17 protein-coding genes are annotated in these 17,600 nt (G+C 66.6%); 15 read left to right on the forward strand and 2 right to left on the reverse strand.

The features are described from left to right. Nucleotides 1-14: 14 nt before the first annotated feature. Complete coding sequence (locus QK287_RS05620) at nt 15-230, reverse strand: hypothetical protein (RefSeq protein WP_226773449.1); 216 nt, start codon at nt 228-230, stop codon at nt 15-17. 401 nt (nt 231-631) lie between these two features. Between QK287_RS05620 and QK287_RS05625 the strand changes: the two genes are divergently transcribed. From QK287_RS05625 to QK287_RS05695, 15 genes are all read left to right on the forward strand, one after another. Further along, nucleotides 632-1,483, forward strand: a complete 852-nt coding sequence (locus QK287_RS05625) for an IclR family transcriptional regulator (RefSeq protein WP_226773448.1) — start codon at nt 632-634, stop codon at nt 1,481-1,483. A gap of 159 nt (nt 1,484-1,642) precedes the next feature. Further along, entirely contained in the window at nt 1,643-3,346 is a 1,704-nt protein-coding gene (locus QK287_RS05630) for a urocanate hydratase (RefSeq protein WP_282359522.1), read from the forward strand. Beyond that, nucleotides 3,343-4,965, forward strand: a complete 1,623-nt coding sequence (gene hutH, locus QK287_RS05635) for a histidine ammonia-lyase (protein ID WP_226773446.1) — start codon at nt 3,343-3,345, stop codon at nt 4,963-4,965. The genes QK287_RS05630 and hutH overlap by 4 nt, the downstream gene beginning before the upstream one ends. Before the next feature lie 149 nt (nt 4,966-5,114). Further along, complete coding sequence (locus QK287_RS05640; RefSeq protein ID WP_226773445.1) at nt 5,115-5,351, forward strand: hypothetical protein; 237 nt, start codon at nt 5,115-5,117, stop codon at nt 5,349-5,351. A 189-nt stretch (nt 5,352-5,540) separates the two neighbouring features. After that, the gene (locus QK287_RS05645; protein WP_226773444.1) at nt 5,541-6,653 is read left to right on the forward strand and encodes a DUF475 domain-containing protein; all 1,113 of its coding nucleotides are present in this window, start codon (nt 5,541-5,543) and stop codon (nt 6,651-6,653) included. Nucleotides 6,654-6,701: 48 nt separating this feature from the next. Further along, on the forward strand, nt 6,702-7,292 hold the full coding sequence (locus tag QK287_RS05650) for a TerD family protein (RefSeq protein WP_226773443.1): 591 nt from the start codon (nt 6,702-6,704) through the stop codon (nt 7,290-7,292). Between the two features lie 36 nt (nt 7,293-7,328). Continuing rightward, a complete protein-coding gene (locus QK287_RS05655) occupies nt 7,329-7,910 on the forward strand; it encodes a TerD family protein (RefSeq protein ID WP_226773442.1) in 582 nt (193 codons plus the stop codon). 64 nt (nt 7,911-7,974) lie between these two features. Beyond that, nucleotides 7,975-8,556: a TerD family protein gene (locus QK287_RS05660; RefSeq protein WP_226773441.1), complete on the forward strand. Its 582-nt coding sequence runs from the start codon at nt 7,975-7,977 to the stop codon at nt 8,554-8,556. 29 nt (nt 8,557-8,585) lie between these two features. Continuing rightward, entirely contained in the window at nt 8,586-9,773 is a 1,188-nt protein-coding gene (locus QK287_RS05665; protein WP_226773440.1) for a toxic anion resistance protein, read from the forward strand. A 34-nt stretch (nt 9,774-9,807) separates the two neighbouring features. Next, complete coding sequence (locus tag QK287_RS05670) at nt 9,808-10,335, forward strand: hypothetical protein (protein WP_282359523.1); 528 nt, start codon at nt 9,808-9,810, stop codon at nt 10,333-10,335. 8 nt (nt 10,336-10,343) lie between these two features. Next, a complete protein-coding gene (locus tag QK287_RS05675; protein ID WP_282359591.1) occupies nt 10,344-10,886 on the forward strand; it encodes a TerD family protein in 543 nt (180 codons plus the stop codon). An 85-nt stretch (nt 10,887-10,971) separates the two neighbouring features. Then, on the forward strand, nt 10,972-11,715 hold the full coding sequence (locus QK287_RS05680; protein WP_282359524.1) for a hypothetical protein: 744 nt from the start codon (nt 10,972-10,974) through the stop codon (nt 11,713-11,715). Between the two features lie 47 nt (nt 11,716-11,762). Continuing rightward, entirely contained in the window at nt 11,763-12,947 is a 1,185-nt protein-coding gene (locus QK287_RS05685) for an HpcH/HpaI aldolase/citrate lyase family protein (protein WP_226773437.1), read from the forward strand. A gap of 38 nt (nt 12,948-12,985) precedes the next feature. Continuing rightward, nucleotides 12,986-15,619 carry a phosphoribosyltransferase domain-containing protein gene (locus QK287_RS05690; protein WP_282359525.1) on the forward strand — a complete coding sequence of 878 codons (2,634 nt, stop codon included), beginning with the start codon at nt 12,986-12,988 and terminating at the stop codon, nt 15,617-15,619. Further along, nucleotides 15,616-16,515: an HAD family hydrolase gene (locus QK287_RS05695; RefSeq protein WP_226773435.1), complete on the forward strand. Its 900-nt coding sequence runs from the start codon at nt 15,616-15,618 to the stop codon at nt 16,513-16,515. The genes QK287_RS05690 and QK287_RS05695 overlap by 4 nt, the downstream gene beginning before the upstream one ends. On the opposite strand, the gene hutG is transcribed toward QK287_RS05695, so the two are convergent. Further along, nucleotides 16,496-17,464 carry a formimidoylglutamase gene (hutG, locus tag QK287_RS05700; protein ID WP_226773434.1) on the reverse strand — a complete coding sequence of 323 codons (969 nt, stop codon included), beginning with the start codon at nt 17,462-17,464 and terminating at the stop codon, nt 16,496-16,498. The two genes, QK287_RS05695 and hutG, sit on opposite strands and share 20 nt — an antisense overlap. Between the last annotated feature and the right edge of the window lie 136 nt (nt 17,465-17,600).

A 17,600-nucleotide genomic window follows, 5' to 3' on the forward strand; every position in this document is an offset into this window, starting at 1 on the left:
TTCTGGCCTGTCCACTAGTCGGGGCTCTGGAGTTGGCGGTAATCGTAGAAGACCACGTCATCGGGGGAATTGCCGGTTGTCCGGAGGCCCACGTAGGGAGCCTCGATGACAGCCACTTTGCCCAGGTGCCGGCCGTTGAAGGGATCATCGCCAATCAGGACCTGTCCCACCCGGAACGGAATCCGTGGAGTTCCTGCCCGGCCCACTTTTCCGGAGAGAAAACCGGCCATGGTGCGTCTTTGGCGTTGTGTGTGTGGAGATGCGGGGAAAACCATCTGAACCACTCCCTCGGTAGGCGTGCCATTCGGAGATACGGCGAGCCCGGGCCGGCCGCGGCAGGGCTCCCCAGCCAGCGTTCCGGCCGGTCCGGTGCCGCCGTGCAGCCAATGTAACCTTCAGTCCCTTTCGTCACACGAGTAACTTCTACCCCTACCGAAGCTGGCACCACTTGGGTTGCAGCGCCGACTACTTGTCAACCGCAATGCCGGGAGCCGGCCCGGGATCCCGGCGGGCAGCTCACTGGATGTCCGGCATACCAGACACTGCAGCGGGCTTGGGCTGTGCGGGGCGCCCTCCCGGGGGCATGCTTAAGTACGGGATACCGGACACCGTGCAACGTAAATGAGGATCCATGCCAGCCCCCACCAGCACCACAACAGCCAGCGCCGCACCGGCCAGCGACACCACCTCGAAGTCGGTCTCCAAGGTTCCGGCCGCGGAAAACACCCTCCGCATCCTCAAGCTGCTCGCCTCCAGGCGGGGGCCGATGGCGGCCTCAAACATAGCCACCGCGTTGGGCCTGCCGCGCTCCAGCGTCTACCACCTGCTGGGTGTGATGGAGGCCAATGGCTTTGTGATGCATCTGCATGAGGAGCAGCGCTACGGGCTGGGCATCAGTGCCTTCGAACTCAGTTCGGCGTATTCGCGGCAGGAGCCGCTGTCCCGGTTAGGCCGGCCGATGCTCGCCTCGCTGGTGGACGTGATCGGCGAGAGTGCGCACCTGGCCGTGTTGCACGGCCGCGATGTGCTCTACATCGTCGAGGAACGGGCGAAGAACCGCCCGTCGCTGGTGACCGACGTCGGGGTCCGGCTGCCGAGCCACCTCACCGCGAGCGGGCGCGCCATTCTCGCAGCGCTGCCCAAGTCCCAGGTCCGGGCGCTGTACCCGAACGCCGCGGCCTTCAGCGCCCGGCACGAGACGGAATCGCCCATCATGAAGTACTCGGCACTGTCCTCGCATCTGGACCAGGTCCGGCAGCGCGGCTACGCCACCGAGCACGGGGAAGTCACACCGGACTTCGGTTCGATCGCCGCCGCGGTCACCGACCACGTGGGCTGGCCGACGGCCGCCGTTGCCGTGACGTTCCTGGAGGACAAACTGCCGGCGGACCAGTGGCCGGCCCTGGCCGCCAGGGTGCGGAAGGTCGCGGACGAGCTCTCAGTCCGGATCCACGGCCGCCCCGGCCCAACTAGCTCGCAGTAGGTGTCGTTTTGAGCGCCCAAAACGACAATAACTGCGAGCTAGTTGGGTCTGGGATCCCGGACAGCTCCCGCTGATACCCCCTGTTTCCGGGGCTCCGGACAAGCTTTAGTTGATACAGAACCTCATCCCCAAACCAGCAACAGAACAAAGGAGCCCCTGATGGCACCCGCCGATTTCACCACCGGTGCCCGCCCGGTCAAAGCAGCCCGCGGCACCGAGCTCACCGCCAAGTCCTGGCAGACCGAAGCCCCGCTGCGCATGCTGATGAACAACCTGGACCCCGAGGTGGCCGAACGCCCGGACGACCTCGTAGTTTACGGCGGTACCGGCCGCGCCGTCCGCTCCTGGGCCGCGTTCGACGCCATCACCCGCACCCTGGAAACCATGGAAAAGGACGAGACTTTGCTGGTCCAGTCCGGCAAGCCGGTCGGCGTTTTCCGCACCAACGAATGGGCCCCGCGCGTGCTGCTGGCCAACTCCAACCTCGTCGGTGACTGGGCCACCTGGCCCGAATTCCGCCGGCTCGAGGCCGAGGGCCTGATGATGTACGGCCAGATGACCGCCGGATCCTGGATTTACATCGGCACCCAGGGCATCCTGCAGGGCACCTTCGAGACCTTCGCGGCGATCGCCCGCAAGCTCACCGGGGACGAGGACGGCACCCTCGCCGGCACCCTGACCCTCACCGGCGGCTGCGGCGGCATGGGCGGCGCGCAGCCGCTCGCCGTCACCCTGAACGACGGCGCCTGCCTGATTGTCGACGTCGACGAAAGCCACCTCCGACGCCGGGCCGGCAAGCGCTACCTCGACGAGGTGGAAACCGACCTCGACGCCGCGATCGCCAAGGTGCTCAAAGCCAAGGAGGAACGCCGCGGCTGGTCCGTCGGCTACGTCGGCAACGCCGCCGAGGTCTTTCCGGAGCTCCTGCGCCGCCAACGTGCCGGCGAGCTCACGGTCGACATCGTCACGGACCAGACCTCCGCCCATGACCCCCTGAGCTACCTGCCCGAGGGTGTCACGGTGGAGGAATGGCACCGCGAGGCCGCGGCCGACCCGGAAGGCTTCACCAAAAAGGCCCAAGTCTCGATGGCCAGGCACGTGGCGGCCATGGTCGAATTCCAGGACGCCGGCGCCGAGGTCTTCGACTACGGCAACTCCATCCGCGACGAGGCCCGCAAGGGCGGCTACAACCGGGCCTTCGAATTCCCCGGCTTCGTCCCGGCCTACATCCGGCCGCTGTTCTGCGAGGGCCTTGGCCCCTTCCGCTGGGTGGCGCTCTCCGGCGACCCCGAGGACATTGCGGTCACGGATGCGGCCATCAAGGAACTCTTCCCGGAGAACAAGCACCTGCACCGCTGGATCGACGCGGCGCAGGAACGGGTCGAATTCGAGGGCCTGCCGGCGCGCATTTGCTGGCTGGGCTACGGCGACCGCGCCAAGGCTGGGCTGCTGTTCAACCAACTGGTCAAAGAGGGCAAGGTCAAGGCGCCGATTGTGATCGGGCGCGACCACCTCGACTCCGGCTCCGTCGCCTCCCCGTACCGCGAGACCGAGGCGATGGCCGACGGCTCCGACGCGATCGCCGACTGGCCGTTGCTGAACGCCCTGCTCAACACCGCCTCCGGTGCCACCTGGGTCTCCATCCACCACGGCGGCGGCGTTGGCATCGGCCGCTCCATCCACGCGGGGCAGGTTTCCGTCGCGGACGGCACGGACCTCGCCGCGCAGAAGCTCGAACGCCTGCTCACCAACGACCCCGGGATGGGCGTGATCCGCCACGTCGATGCCGGCTACGACCGCGCCGTCGAGGTTGCCGCCGAGCGCGGCGTCCGCATCCCGATGAACGAAGGAACCACAAAGTGACGATCCTCCCCACGAACTCCCGAACCTCGCAAGTCTCCACCCACGAACCACTCACCGTCACCCTCGGCTCCAGCGGTGTCACCCCCGAGGATGTTGTCGCCGTCGCCCGCCACGGCGCCCACGTGGTGATCTCCCGGGAAGCCCTCGACGCCGTCGCCAAGGTCCGCGCCCACATCGACAACCTCGCGCACAGCGGAACTCCGGCCTATGGCATCTCTACCGGCTTCGGCGCCCTGGCCAACCGGCACATCCCGAACGAGCTGCGCACCCAGCTGCAGAAGTCGCTGATCCGCAGCCACGCCGCCGGTATGGGCCCGGCCGTAGAGCGGGAGGTGGTGCGCGGCATTATGTTCCTGCGCGCCAAGACCCTCGCCTCCGGCCGGACGGGCGTTCGCCCCGTGGTGCTGCAGACCATGGTGGATGTGCTGAACGCCAGCATTACCCCGGTGGTCCGCGAATTCGGCTCCCTTGGCTGCTCGGGTGACCTTGCGCCGCTCTCGCACTGCGCCCTGGTCCTGATGGGTGAAGGCGAAGCGATGGGTCCCGACGGCGAGCTGTACGGAGCCAAGGGCGGCCGTCCGGTTGCTGAACTCCTCGCCGCGCACGGGATTGAACCGGTCACCCTGGCCGAGAAGGAAGGCCTGGCCCTGGTCAACGGCACCGAAGGTATGTTGGGCATGCTGCTGATGGCCATCGCGGACCTCCGGCAATTGCTCACGACGGCGGACATTACGGCAGCACTCAGTGTCGAGGCGTTGCTGGGCACGGACCAGGTGTTCCTGCCCGAGCTGCACGCCGCGCTGCGGCCGCATCCGGGCCAGGCCGCCGCCGCGGACAACATGCTCCGGGTGCTGTCCGATTCCCCGATCGTGGCCTCGCACCGGATCAACGACACCAAGGTCCAGGACGCATACTCGCTGCGCTGCGCACCCCAGGTGGCCGGCGCCGCCCGCGACACCGTGGACCACGCCGCACTTGTCGCCTCCCGTGAACTGGCCGCGGCGATCGACAACCCGGTGGTGCTGCCCGACGGCCGGGTCAGCTCCAACGGCAACTTCCATGGCGCCCCGGTGGCCTACGTACTGGACTTCCTGGCCATCGTCGTCGCGGACCTGAGTTCGATCGCCGAGCGCCGCACGGACCGGATGCTGGATCCGGCCCGCTCGCACGGGCTGCCTGCTTTCCTGGCCGCTGACCCCGGCGTTGATTCCGGCCTGATGATCGCCCAGTACACCCAGGCCGGGCTGGTCTCGGACAACAAACGGCTGGCCGTACCGGCGTCGGTGGACTCGATCCCGAGCTCCGCGATGCAGGAGGACCACGTGTCGATGGGCTGGCACGCGGCCCGCAAGCTCCGCCGTGCGGTGGAGAACCTGCGCCGGGTGCTGGCGATCGAGCTGGTGACGTCAACGCGGGCGCTGGACATCCGCAGCCAGCTCTCCGGCGGCCAGCTGAGTCCCGGCCCCGCGGCGGCGGCCGTGATCGCGGCCGTGCGCGACGTGGTCGACGGCCCGGGTACGGACCGTTTCCTCTCGCCGGAACTGGAGGCGGCAGATCACCTTGTTGCCTCGGGCAAGGTCCGGGCGGCCGCCGAATCCGCGGTGGGGAATCTTGCCTGAAAGCAAACAAAGTGCAGGACGGGTGACATTTTCCGGCGCCCCCGAAATAGACGGCAACACGGCGGGCGGGGGCCCGGGAACTGTAGTACAAAGGGGAAATCACAACAATGAAGTTGTGAGCACGAACCAATACAAAGGGGTAGACGTTCATGAAAGCACGCGGGACGGTTATGACCAGGCGCCTGGCATCGGCCAGTACGGTTTCCGATTGGCGGAGCCTGCAAGCCGGTGACCGGGTCGAAGTCATCAAAAACGCGCAGATTTTGGCGGCCGGTGAAATCGAGGAAGTCTCATTAAGCGGCAGTGTTTTCTGGCTGCTCGCGGCGGACCCGTCCGAGGCCCAGCTCTTCTTAAAATCCGACGGCGTTCAGGTCCGGCGTAGTTAGCCGCGTCTCGTGCTTGTCCGCGCAGAAAGCTGAGTGCCGGCGCCATTGCGCTGCGGGAGGACACGCTGGATAGGGGCAGACCCGGCGGCTAAGATAGGGGCACGAAGTCTTGGGGATAGCTTCCGGGACATTTTCGCCTTCCCGTCGTTCTCGGATCGACGGGACCATCGGTCCAGGAGTTGTTCCAGCGTGTTTTTGAAGACTTTCGGTTGGTCGTTTGCGATCACCAGCATTGCGTTGGTGGTCGCCTTTCTCTATGGCGGCCCCCAAGCCCTGATTCTCTGCCTCATTCTGGGTGTCCTGGAGATCAGCCTGAGCTTTGACAATGCAGTTGTCAACGCCCGCATCCTCGAGCGGATGAACCCGTTCTGGCAGAAAATGTTCCTCAGCGTGGGCATCATCATCGCAGTCTTTGGCATGCGGATCTTGTTCCCGCTCCTAATCGTGGGCGTCACCGCGCAACTGAACCCGGTGGAGGCTGTTAGCCTCGCGATGGAAAAGGGCGATCCCACGGTGCCCGGCACCTACGGTTACGTGCTGCACGAGGCGCACCCGCAGATCGCGGCTTTCGGCGGTATGTTCCTGCTGATGCTGTTCCTGGACTTCATCATGGCTCATCGTGAGATCAAGTGGATCAAGTTCCTGGAGATTCCGCTGGCCCGGCTGGGCAAGCTTGAAGGCGCGTCCCTTATTACCGGATTGGTTGCCCTGGCAATCGCCGGCGCGGCCTCGGGAGACAAGCAGGGAATTGTGCTGCTGTCCGGGCTGCTGGGCCTCATCACCTACTTCCTGGTGAACGGCCTCGGCAACTTGTTCGACGTCGACCAGGACGGCGATGTAGACGCGGACGACGCCAACGCCGTGGTCCATTCCGGGCCCACCGGTGCCGCCAAAGTGGCTGGCAAGGCCGCCTTTATGCTTTTCCTTTACCTGGAAGTCATTGACGCCTCGTTCTCCTTCGACGGAGTCATCGGCGCCTTCGCCATCACCTCGGATCCGATCATCATTGCCCTCGGACTCGGCTTCATCGGCGCGATGTTCGTCCGTTCCCTCACAGTCTTCCTGGTCCGGCAAGGCACCCTTGATGAGTTCGAATACCTCGACCACGGCGCGCACTGGGCCATTGGTGCGCTGGCGGTCATCCTGCTGGTCACCATCGTGGTCCCGATCAACGAAGTCGTCACCGGCCTGATCGGGGTGGTCTTCATCGGCGCCGCGTTCGCAGGCTCGATCCGGCGCAATCGGCGCGCCACCGCTGCCGGCGAGCACGGCAGCCTGCAACCAACTGACGCGGGCAGCTAGTCCACGCTTCAGGATCCACAACCACCACCAAGGAAAGCGAGTACGGCAATGGGTTTGAGTTTGAAAAAAGGCCAGTCACTGTCCCTGACGAAGCAGAACGGTGAATCCCTGACCAACGTCCGGTTGGGGCTCGGGTGGGATTCCGCGGTTCCGGCGAAGCGGGGCTTCTTCGGCGGCACCAAAACCGTCGAGATCGACCTGGACGCGTCGGCCCTTATGTTCGACGCCGCGGGCACTCACCTCGACACGGTGTTTTTCAACCAGCTCACCAGCAAGGACGGCGCCATCCGCCACACCGGTGACAACCTCACCGGCGCCGGCGAGGGCGACGATGAGACCCTGATGGTGAACCTGCCCGGGGTCTCCCCGGCGGTCGCGCACATTGTTTTTGTCATCACGAGCTACAGCCAGCAGACCTTCAATATGGTCGAAAATGCGTTCTGCCGCGTGATCGACGACTCGGTAGCCGGTAGCCCGGAGGTCGCCCGCTACGCCCTCACGGAGTCGGGACCGAACACGGCAATGGTTATGTCCAAGCTCTCGCGCAACGGCAGTGTTTGGAACTTCACGGCCATCGGCGCCCCCGCCAACGGCAGGACCGCCGGCGAGGTCCTCGGCGCCGCTGCCGCCGCCCTCTGATTCCCGTTCAGTACCAGAGCACCTAAGGAGCACCACGTGGCTAGCCTGACCCTGAGCAAGGGAAGCAATCTTTCATTGACAAAAGCGGACCCCGGGCTTCGCAAGGCCATGATCGGCCTCGGCTGGGACCCGCGGACAACGGCCGGGGAACAGTTTGACCTGGACGCCTCGGCGCTGCTTGTCCGGGCTGACGGCAAGGTCCGTTCCAATGACGATTTCATCTTCTACAACCAGCTCTCGTCCGCCGACGGATCGGTCGTTCACCAGGGCGATAACCGCACCGGTGAGGGCGACGGTGACGACGAGCAGGTACTGATCGATCTTGATGCCGTTTCACCGGAAATCCAGAAGATCGTCATTGTCGTTTCAATCGACCAGGCCGAGGTCCGCCGCCAGAATTTCGGGCAGGTGCGCGACGCTTTCTGCCGGGTCGTGAACCAGGAGACCGACAACGAAGTGGTCCGCTACGACCTCACCGAGGATGCTGCCGCCGAAACGTGTATGGTCTTCGCCGAGATCTACCGCAACAACGGTGAATGGAAGTTCCGCGCCGTGGGGCAGGGCTATGCTGCCGGCCTTCACGGTGTCGCCACGGACTTCGGCATCGTACTGGACTAGCACCTGGGGCCCGCGTAGCCGGGCCCGTCAGCACCACCACACAGACCGAACGAGGAGAAAAAGTATGGCTGGCTTGACCCTTACCAAAGGCAGTAACCTCTCGCTCACCAAGACCGATCCGGGGCTGAACAAGGTTCTGATCGGGCTGGGCTGGGATCCCCGGACGACCACAGGCGATGCGTTCGACCTGGATGCCTCCGCGCTCCTGCTCGGCGCCGACGGAAAGGTCCGCAGTTCCGCGGATTTCATCTTCTACAACCAGCCGGCAGCAGCCGACGGCTCGGTAGTCCACCAGGGGGACAACCGTTCCGGCGAGGGCGACGGCGACGACGAGGTCATAGCGGTCCAGCTCTCCGGTGTGGCCGCTGATGTTGAGCGCATCGTCTTTGTGGTCTCGATTGACCAGGCAGAGACCCGCCGCCAGAACTTCGGCCAGGTGCGCGCCGCCTATTGCCGGGTCGTGAACCAGGAGACCGACGCGGAAGTCGTGCGTTATGACCTCAGCGAAGATGCAGCGCCGGAGACCTGCATGATCTTCTCCGAGCTCTACCGAAACAACGGTGAATGGAAGTTCAAAGCGGTGGGCCAAGGCTACGCCACCGGCCTTGCAGGTGTTGCCGCCGATTTCGGCGTCCAGCTCGGCTGACCTGCGACCACAGAAGGAGAACGATACGCATGCAACTCACACCCCCGGAAGCTACGTCCGCTGCGCTGGTACTGAACGCCCCTGAACCCCTGAGCATCGTCAAGGAAGACGACGCGCCGGGGATGGTGCCGGTTCCCGCCGAACGCCAGCAGGAGATCAACGCCCAGGCGCGCGCTTTTATCGGCGAGATCGCGGCGATGAACCCGCACAGCCCCGAATACACCAGCAAGATCGACGGCATCAACCGGCTCGGCGGCGCGGAGCTGGTGGCGTCCGCAAATACCTCCAGCCGCCTGCTGGAACGGTCGTCCACGTCCCTGGCCGGCGCCAAGAAATCGGGCAGCAGTGCCCAGGTCCAGGTGGCGTCCACACTCGGCGAACTCCGCTCCACAGTGGAGGATCTCACACCGAACCACAGCGATTTGAGTGTTGGCCGCAAAATTCTCGGCATCATTCCCGGCGGGAACAAACTGGCCAAATACTTCCAGAAGTATGAGTCGGCCCAGACCCAGCTGGACAAGATCATCAAGTCGCTGATGGCAGGGCAGGACTCGCTGCTGAAAGACAATGCCTCCCTGGCGCAGGAAAAAACCCAGCTCTGGGAGACCATGCAGGGCCTGAGCGAGTACGCCGTTTTCGCGAAGGCTTTGGACGCCGCCACCGCTGCCAAGGTCGATGAAATGAAAGTGTCGGGCCAGCTGGACGAGGCCGGCAAGCTCGATTCGGATGTTTTGTTCCCCATCCGGCAGCGGCACCAGGACATCCTTACGCAGTTGGCGGTATCGGTCCAGGGCTACCTGGCCATCGACATGATCCGCAAAAACAACACCGAGCTGATCAAGGGCGTGGAACGGGCCCGCACCACAACCATCTCGGCGCTGCGGACAGCAGTTATTGTGGCCCAGGCCCTGGCCAACCAGAAGATGGTCCTGGACCAGATCGATGCGATCAACACCACGACGAACAACATGATCCTCAAGACCAGCGAGATGCTCAAGGATCAGACCGGCCGCATCCACCAGCAGGCCGCGAGTTCCGGGGTCAGCGTCGAAACCCTGCAGAAGGCGTTCGACAACGTATTCCAAACCATGGACGCGATCGACACCTTCCGGTCCCAAGCCAACAAGAGTATGGAAGGCACAGTCCATGCCCTTGAATCGGGCCTGGAGCGCGCCCGTCCGTACCTGGACCGGGTCCGCCAGCAGGAGGGGAATTAGCGGCCGCCAGTCCTGAGCAATAGGCTTACGGGCTATGGTCGCAAAATTCTTAGGCTCACTGTTCGGCAGCGGATCGGGTCCCCGTTCCGCTGCCGACGCCGGCTTGCCCGGTGCGGAGTCCGCAGCCCCTGATCCTGCGGCGGACGAGCTGGCCGTCACGGAGGCGGCACTGCACGATCTGCGCCGGACGGTGCTGGGCAGGGGCGCCGAACTGCCCACTTTGGTGGTCTCCCAAATCCTGCTGCTACTGGACACCCTGAACGCGCTGATCGGCTACATTGTCAGCTCCGGGGCCTCCACCGAACAACGTGTGCTGCTGAACGCGATCATCACCGATTACCTGCCGTCCCCGCTGCGCGCCTACCTGAAGCTGTCGGCGTCGGCGCGGGAGACTGGTTCCGCCGACACCGCTGTGCTGCTCGACCAGCTGGACACGCTGTACGCCACCGTCGGCAACCTGGACAACCAGGTCCGGACGGGGGCCGTCACGGAACTCGCCGTTCACGGCCAGTTCCTCAGGGATAAATTCAACGTCGACGGTCTTCGCTTGGAAGGACACTAGTGGCTTCAATGGTCGCGGGCAGCAACGCCGCCCTCACTGCAGAGAACCCGTGCCTGCGGACGGTGCTGCTGGGGATCGGCTGGGACACGGTGCCCAGCCGCGGTCCGCAATCCGAACCGGTCCCCATGATCATTATGTGTGGACCGGACGGGCATGCTGTCTCGGATGAGCATCTTGTGTTCTTCAACCAGCTCGCCAGTCCCGAGGGCAGCATCGCGTTTGCCGGCACAGAGGACCAGGAGCAGATCGACGTAGACCTCAACCGGGTACCCGAGGCCGTCAGCAAAATTGCGGTACTGATCTACATCGACCCGGATGTTCGCGGGCCCGGCACCTTCGGCGCCGTCAGGAACACCTATCTTCGGATCGCCGACGAGAAGGACCGTGAGCTGCTCCGCTTCCAGGTTCCGCCGGTCAACCTGGACAAAATCAACGCCATGATCCTTGGCGAGCTGTACCGGCACGCCGGAGGCTGGAAATTCCGGGCCGTGGGCCAGGGCTACGAAACCGGGCTTGCGGCAGTTGCCGCCGACTTCCGGCTGAAGCTCTAACGTGGTCCGGGACCGCAACGCCCCCAGGGCGGACCTTGACTATCTCAGCCGCAGGCAAAGGCCTCAGGCCACGCGGCAGCAGGCGGTGGCGCCGGCCGCTGAACCGTCCGCTGAACCGGCCGCGGCAGCGGCCAGCCTGAGTCTCGGAACCCGCGGGACCAGGGCCCCGGCTGCTGTTCCGGCCGCGCACGGCGGCGGCCGGCAAGGTGCCGGCGCCCCGGCTGCGGGCGCAGGGCTCGAGCTCCGGCCCGGCGGTGCCCCGCCGGCGAAGGACCGCCCCGCGACGGCGACACAGTCCAGCGTTCCGAAGCCCGGGCAGCCCTTCCCTGCACCCGCCTTCGGTGAGCTCCGACAACTGGACCAGGCACACCCGGTCGTGCGCCTGAATACCCGGCAGTCGGCGATCGGCTCGCTTCTGGTGACCGGGGCCCGCTCGGTCGCGTGGGAGGATGAACACTTCACCACCGGGGCGCACCACAGTGGCGGGCACCGGGCGGGAACCTCGGTTACTACGCCCGGGAACCGTCCCTTGGCCGGTCTCCAGGACGGGGCCGGGGTGGTGGCCCTGCGCCACGTGCGGCAGCTCCGCCGGGCCTTGTTCATTGCGGGCGAGACCCCGCTCACCATCGGCGTCTTCGACGGGGCGGCTGCGGCGGTTGCGCCGAGGAACGACGCCGGGCTCCGGACGGTGCTCTACCTCGCCCGCATCGGCGCGGTCCTTGAACTGCGTGCCGAGTTCGTTCCGGCCGATGCATCCGATCTGGCCGTGTGGACCTGGTTCGGCTTCAGCATGACGTTACCGTTGGATGAGCGCGTTCTGCGACATTAGTGCGGCGCCGGACCGGCACCACACCCGCAGCTATCACTAAGGGGATTATGCAGCATTTCAGAGCGTTGGCAGAGTCCGTCAAGGAGCGGCTGTTCCATGTGCGGCCCGAGGCACTGGACCGGGCATCGGATCCCGGACTGCTGGCCGTGGCCCTGGGGGCCACGCTCTACACGCCGGCCACCCGGAAGGACCTGGCCGGCGGAATCCGCAAGCAGACAGCGGCAGGCTGCGTGAGTACAGTCATTTGCCTGGAGGACGCCGTGCCGGACGGGGAGGTGCCGGCGGCCGAGGAGAATCTCCTGGCCGCGCTGACAGAGCTTGCTGCCACGGACCGGCCGGACGAATTGCCGCTGATCTTCATCCGCTGCCGGACACCGGAGCAACTGCTGGATGTCGGACGCCGGGCCGGTGCGGCGCTGTGCGCCGTCTACGGGTTTGTGCTGCCCAAATTTGAGAACGAAACCGGGCGGGCGAGGGCCTTTATGGAAGCGCTGCAGCAGTTAAACCGGGATTCCGGCCGCGCCGGGGATCCGCAGCGGCCCCCGCTGCTGGCCATGCCGATCATCGAGGACCCGGCTACCACCCACCTGGAATCGCGGGTCCGTGTGCTGACGGACAACCTGGCGCTCGTCAACGAGTTCCGCGCGTCGGTCCTCTGCATCCGTATCGGCGCAACGGACATGTCCAGTGCTTTCGGGCTGCGGCGCTCCCGTGACCTGACGATCTATCACGTGAAGGTCGTGGCCAGCGTCATCGGCGACATCGTTAACATCTTCGGCCGGCCGGAGGACGGCTGGGTCATCTCCGGTCCCGTGTGGGAGCACTTCGTCAACACGGAACGGGTGCTGCGGCCGCAGCTGCGCTCCACCCCCTTTGAGGCCGCAAACGAGGGAGAACTCCGGAAGCGGCTCCTGACGGAGAACCTCGACGGACTCATCCGCGAGATCGAATTGGACCAGGCCAACGGGCTGCTGGGCAAGACAGTGATCCATCCGAGCCATGTGCCAGTGGTCCACTCCCTGTCCGTGGTGAGCCATGAGGAGTACCTTGACGCCCTGGACATTGCCGGAGACCCCGGCGGCGGCGCCAAGGCCTCGTCGTACGGCAACAAAATGAACGAAGCGAAGCCGCACCGGGCCTGGGCCGAGCGGACGTTGCTGCGCGCCCGTGCGTTCGGAGTCGCCAGGCCCGGTGTCACGTTTGTGGACCTGCTCGAAGCGAGCATGCGATGAGCGCGCGGCGGACCGAAGGTTCCTGGCATGGAAGCTATGTGCGCGACGCACTGGCCGTCCACATCGAAACCGCACCGGACAGCCTGCTGCCGGTGCCAACCCTGGTGGGGCTGGCTCTTCGGCGCAACCCCAAACGTGCCCACCTGCTCGTATCCCGTGTGCTCGCCAAGCACGTGCCCACCGAACCCGGGATCACGACGGCGGCCGGCCGCCTGCTCGGTCTCCTGGTCCGGGCGGAACTGCAGGCGGACGCCCCGGGCGCAGCTGGCAGCGCCCGCGGCGGCGGCACCGGGACGGCCGGGCCGCTGCGGGCAGCCATCGACCACGCTGCCGCAGCGCTGGCAGGACTCCTGGCCCCGGCCCCGGCGCCCTCCGGCGAGGCCCCGTCCCCGGACGTGGACGCCCGGCAGCAACAGCAAACGCGGCGGGCCAGGACCGCTGCCGCCATGGATCTCTGCGACCAGCTGGAAGCGGAACGGGCGGTGTTTACCGGCGTGGCCACGATCGGCTACGCAGAGACCGCCACCGGGCTGGGGCAGCTGGTGGCAGAGCAGCTGGACAGCTATTACATCCACTCCACCCGGCTCGCCGGGGACAGCCTCGCCCCGGCGCCCTACGGCGTCTTCGAGGAATCGCATTCCCATGCCACCTCGCACCGGCTCCTGCCAACCAGCCACGCCGCCCTGGACCTGGCCGGGACGGTGGTCCTGGTCGATGACGAGCTCAGCACCGGCGAGACGATCATCAACACCATCCGGGAGCTGCACCGCAAGGCCCCGCACAGCCGCTACGTCGTCGCCTCGCTGGTTGACCTGCGTTCAGCGGCCGCCAGGACGCGGCTTGCGGAGCTGGCCGGGGAATTGGGCTGCGCCGTCAGCGCCGTCGCCCTGGCTCACGGCAGCATCCGGCTGCCGGCGACACTGGCGGCCGACGCGGCTGAACTGATCCGAACGGCCCCGGTCCCGGAACCCGCCGTCTGCAGCATCGGGAAGATCCGGCAACTGGACCTGAACGACGTCGTCCCGCCGGTCAGGAGCGGACGCTTCGGCGTTGCCGGCAGGCCGGATGCCCGGCAGGCAGGCGACATCGCAACGGCCCTCGCAGCGGACCTTGGCGCGGGCGCCGGGCCGGGGGAACGGCTGCTGGTGCTTGCCACGGAGGAATTCATGGCATTGCCGCTGGCCGTGGCGCTCCGGCTGCAGCAACTGCTCCCCGGCGTTGACGTCCGGTACTCGACCAGTACCAGGAGCCCGGTCGCGGCCATGGACGAACCGGGCTACGCGATCCGATCAGCCCTGGCTTTTGACAGCGGCGACGGGCCGCCGGACGGCCCCGGGCCCCGGTTCGCCTACAACTTCGCGCACCCCGGGGGACGCTTCGACACGGTAGTCATCATGGCTGAGCCTGGCACGCCCGTCGACGGGCTCACAGCCCCCGGACGGATCGCGGAGGCCGTGGCCGGCGCCGGCTCCGACGTCAGGCTGGTGCTGCTTCCCCGCCAGGAGCAGTTTCCGGCGCCGCTTGCCGGCCCCGGCTTCGGCTCGTACGCGGCCAGCGACGTGCAGTGGCTGCTGAAGGATCTGAGTTTCGCACGGCTGGAGGCGCCGACGGCGGAGCGCGAAGCGGCCATCCAGTCCGGCAAGGCCAGCTACGCGGAATCGTTGCCGCAGGAGTACGAGCCTTCGGCTGAATACGCGGTGTTGTTCCATCAGGCGCTGGAGAGCTCGGCGGCCAGGCTCGCGCACGCCGTCGGGGCCCTTACGGAGCAGGTCCTGAGGCTGCGCGGCAACGCCCCGGTACTGGTCTCGCTGGCCCGGGCCGGAACACCCGTGGGGATCCTGATGAAGCGTTGGGCCCGGGACATCCATGGCCTCGACCTCCCGCACTATGCGGTCAGCATCGTGCGCGGGCTCGGCATGGATCAAACGGCGCTCGGCTACCTCGCCGCACGGCACCAGCCGGAACAGATCATGTTCGTCGACGGCTGGACCGGCAAAGGCGCGATCGCCCGCGAACTGGCGGACGCCGTCGCGCTCTTTCGGAAAACAGACGCCGCTTCCTTCCGGCCGGATCTGGCGGTCCTGGCGGATCCGGGGCACTGTGTCCGGATTTTTGGCACCCGGGAGGACTACCTGGTTCCCTCGGCCTGCCTGAATTCCACAGTCTCCGGGCTCGTTTCACGCACCGTCTTTAACCGGGAACTGATCGGCCCCGGCGATTTCCACGGGGCGAAGTTCTACGCCCACCTCGCGTCCAGCGACGTGTCCACCACGTTCATGGACGCCGTCACGGCGCACTTCCCAGCGGTCCGGGACGACGTGCTGGCGGCGGCATCCGCAGCACCGGCCAGGGTGGAAGAGCTCCCGGAGCCCGACTGGTCGGGATGGTCCGCCGTCGAGCGCATCAGCAGGGATTTCGGAATCAACAACGTGAACCTCGTTAAGCCGGGAGTCGGGGAGACCACGCGTGTGCTGCTCCGGCGCGTGCCCTGGAAGGTCCTTGTGCGCCCGGACGCGGCGGCCGACATCGGCCATGTGCTGCACCTTGCGCACCAGCGGGGAGTCGAGGTGGTGGAAGTGCCGGGGCTGCCGTACAGCTGCGTCGGCCTGATCCATCCCATCCATACCCCTGGCGCTACCGGTGCCGACGGAAAGAGTGTGATCGACGTATGAGTCCGTCAATCCATCCGCAGCCGCGGGCAACAGCCATTGTGGCGAGCGACCTTGACCGGACCCTGATCTACTCGGCGAACTCGATGGCGCTCCCCGGCGCCGACGACGCGGCGCCGCGGATGGTGGTTTCGGAAGTTTATAACGCGGCGCCGCTGTCATTTATGACGCGGGCGGCCGAGGATCTGCTGGCGGGGATTGTGGAGCGCAGCCACTTTGTCCCGGTCACTACCCGCACCCAGGCCCAGTTCGCCCGGGTCCGGCTGCCCGGCAGCGGCAGCGGGTATGCCGTGACGACAAACGGGGCCGTGCTGTTGGACCACGGGCAGCCTGACCCTGACTGGTCCGCCCATATCCAGCGCTCGATCCGGGGACAGTGCGCCCCCTTGGGCGAGGTCCTGGAACATCTGACCGGCGCGGCGGCCGTTTCCGGGATCCTGCGGGTGCGGACGGCGGAGGATCTTTTTGCCTATTCGATCGTCGACCGGGACGCGCTTTCTGCCGGTTATCTGGAAGAACTGGCGGCCTGGTGTCTTGACCGGGGCTGGACTACGTCCCTGCAGGGCCGCAAGCTGTACTGCGTGCCGGTCCCGATCACCAAGGAAGCCGCCGTCGCCGAAGTGCGGCGCCGGAACGGTGGCGGGATCGTCATCGCGGCCGGCGACTCCCGGCTCGATGCCGGACTCCTGGAAATGGCGGACCTGGCCGTCCGTCCGGCACACGGTGAGCTGGACTCGGACGGATTTACCCGCGCGAACCTGACAGTGACCGCGGCGTCCGGGGTGCTGGCGGGCGAGGAGATCCTCCGGCACATCAGCGGGGTGCTGGAACGGATGCTTCAGCGGACACCGGACGCCCCCGCGGAAGTCCGCGAAGCGCCTACCGCAGCAGTGTATTAATCAGCCGCGCGGCCACCTTCGCGGTGCGGCCGTCAATGTCGAAATCCGGGTTCAGTTCCGCGACATCCAGGTGCAGGAGCTTCCCGCTCGCCCCCACCTGGCGGCACACCGCGCTGATCACAGGCAACGGTACCCCGTACGCCGCAGGGGCGCTGACCCCGGGCGCCACCGATGCCGGGAGGACGTCCAGGTCGATCGTCAGGTACAGGGCGTCCAGCTGCGCCAAAAAGGCCGCCACAAAGGTCTGGGCATTCCCGGCTGAGCAGTCCTCGTCAAGCAGATACTCGACGCCGAGTTCCGCGGCGGTCCGGAAGAGCGCCCTGGTGTTGTTCGGCTCGGAGATTCCGAGGACGGCGTACCTCAGTTCCCGCCCCGCGGCGGCTTCCGTCCGGGCCATCTGCAGGAACGGGGTGCCGGAGCTCGGCCGGGCCTCGTCGCGGAGGTCGAAGTGGGCATCGAGGTTCAGGACGCCAACACGCAGGCCGCCGCGCACCGCAGCGGAGCCGGCCACGCCCAAGTAGCTCGCAAACGCGGTCTCGTGCCCGCCGCCGAGCACCACGGGCAACTGCCCGTCATCGAGCAAGCCGGTGATGGCGGCCCCGGCACGGGCCTGTCCGGCCTCCAGGGCGTCCCCGGTCACCGTAACGTCGCCGGCGTCGTGGACGTCCCGGCCCAGGTGGAAAGCGAGCGGACCGAGCGCGGAGCGGATCGCGGCGGGGGCCGACGCTGCCCCGGTCCGGCCCTTGTTCCGGCGGACCCCGGCGTCGCTGCCGAAACCAAGAATCACCGCCGGACGCGCGGACGCGGGGCGCCCTGATGCTGCCTGGACAGGACGCGGGGCATACGGGGTGACGGCCTGCCACCAGCGCCGGTCCTCGGGGCCGTCCCCGTCGAACCGCCCGGTCCAGGGCTGTGGGGGGACATTAACGGCGGGCAGGGGAGGAACCATGCCCCTAGCTCACCGCAGCCGGGGCCGAAAAACCAGCCGCGCCGCCGCCGTGCTGTCCGAAATCCCGGAACCTGCACGTTTAACGGCGCCGAGATGGCATTTCGTGGCAATGTTCCCGGGGGACACTGCCACGAAA

The sequence above is a fragment of the Arthrobacter sp. AL05 genome (assembly GCF_029960715.1).
Classification (GTDB): Bacteria; Actinomycetota; Actinomycetes; order Actinomycetales; family Micrococcaceae; genus Arthrobacter.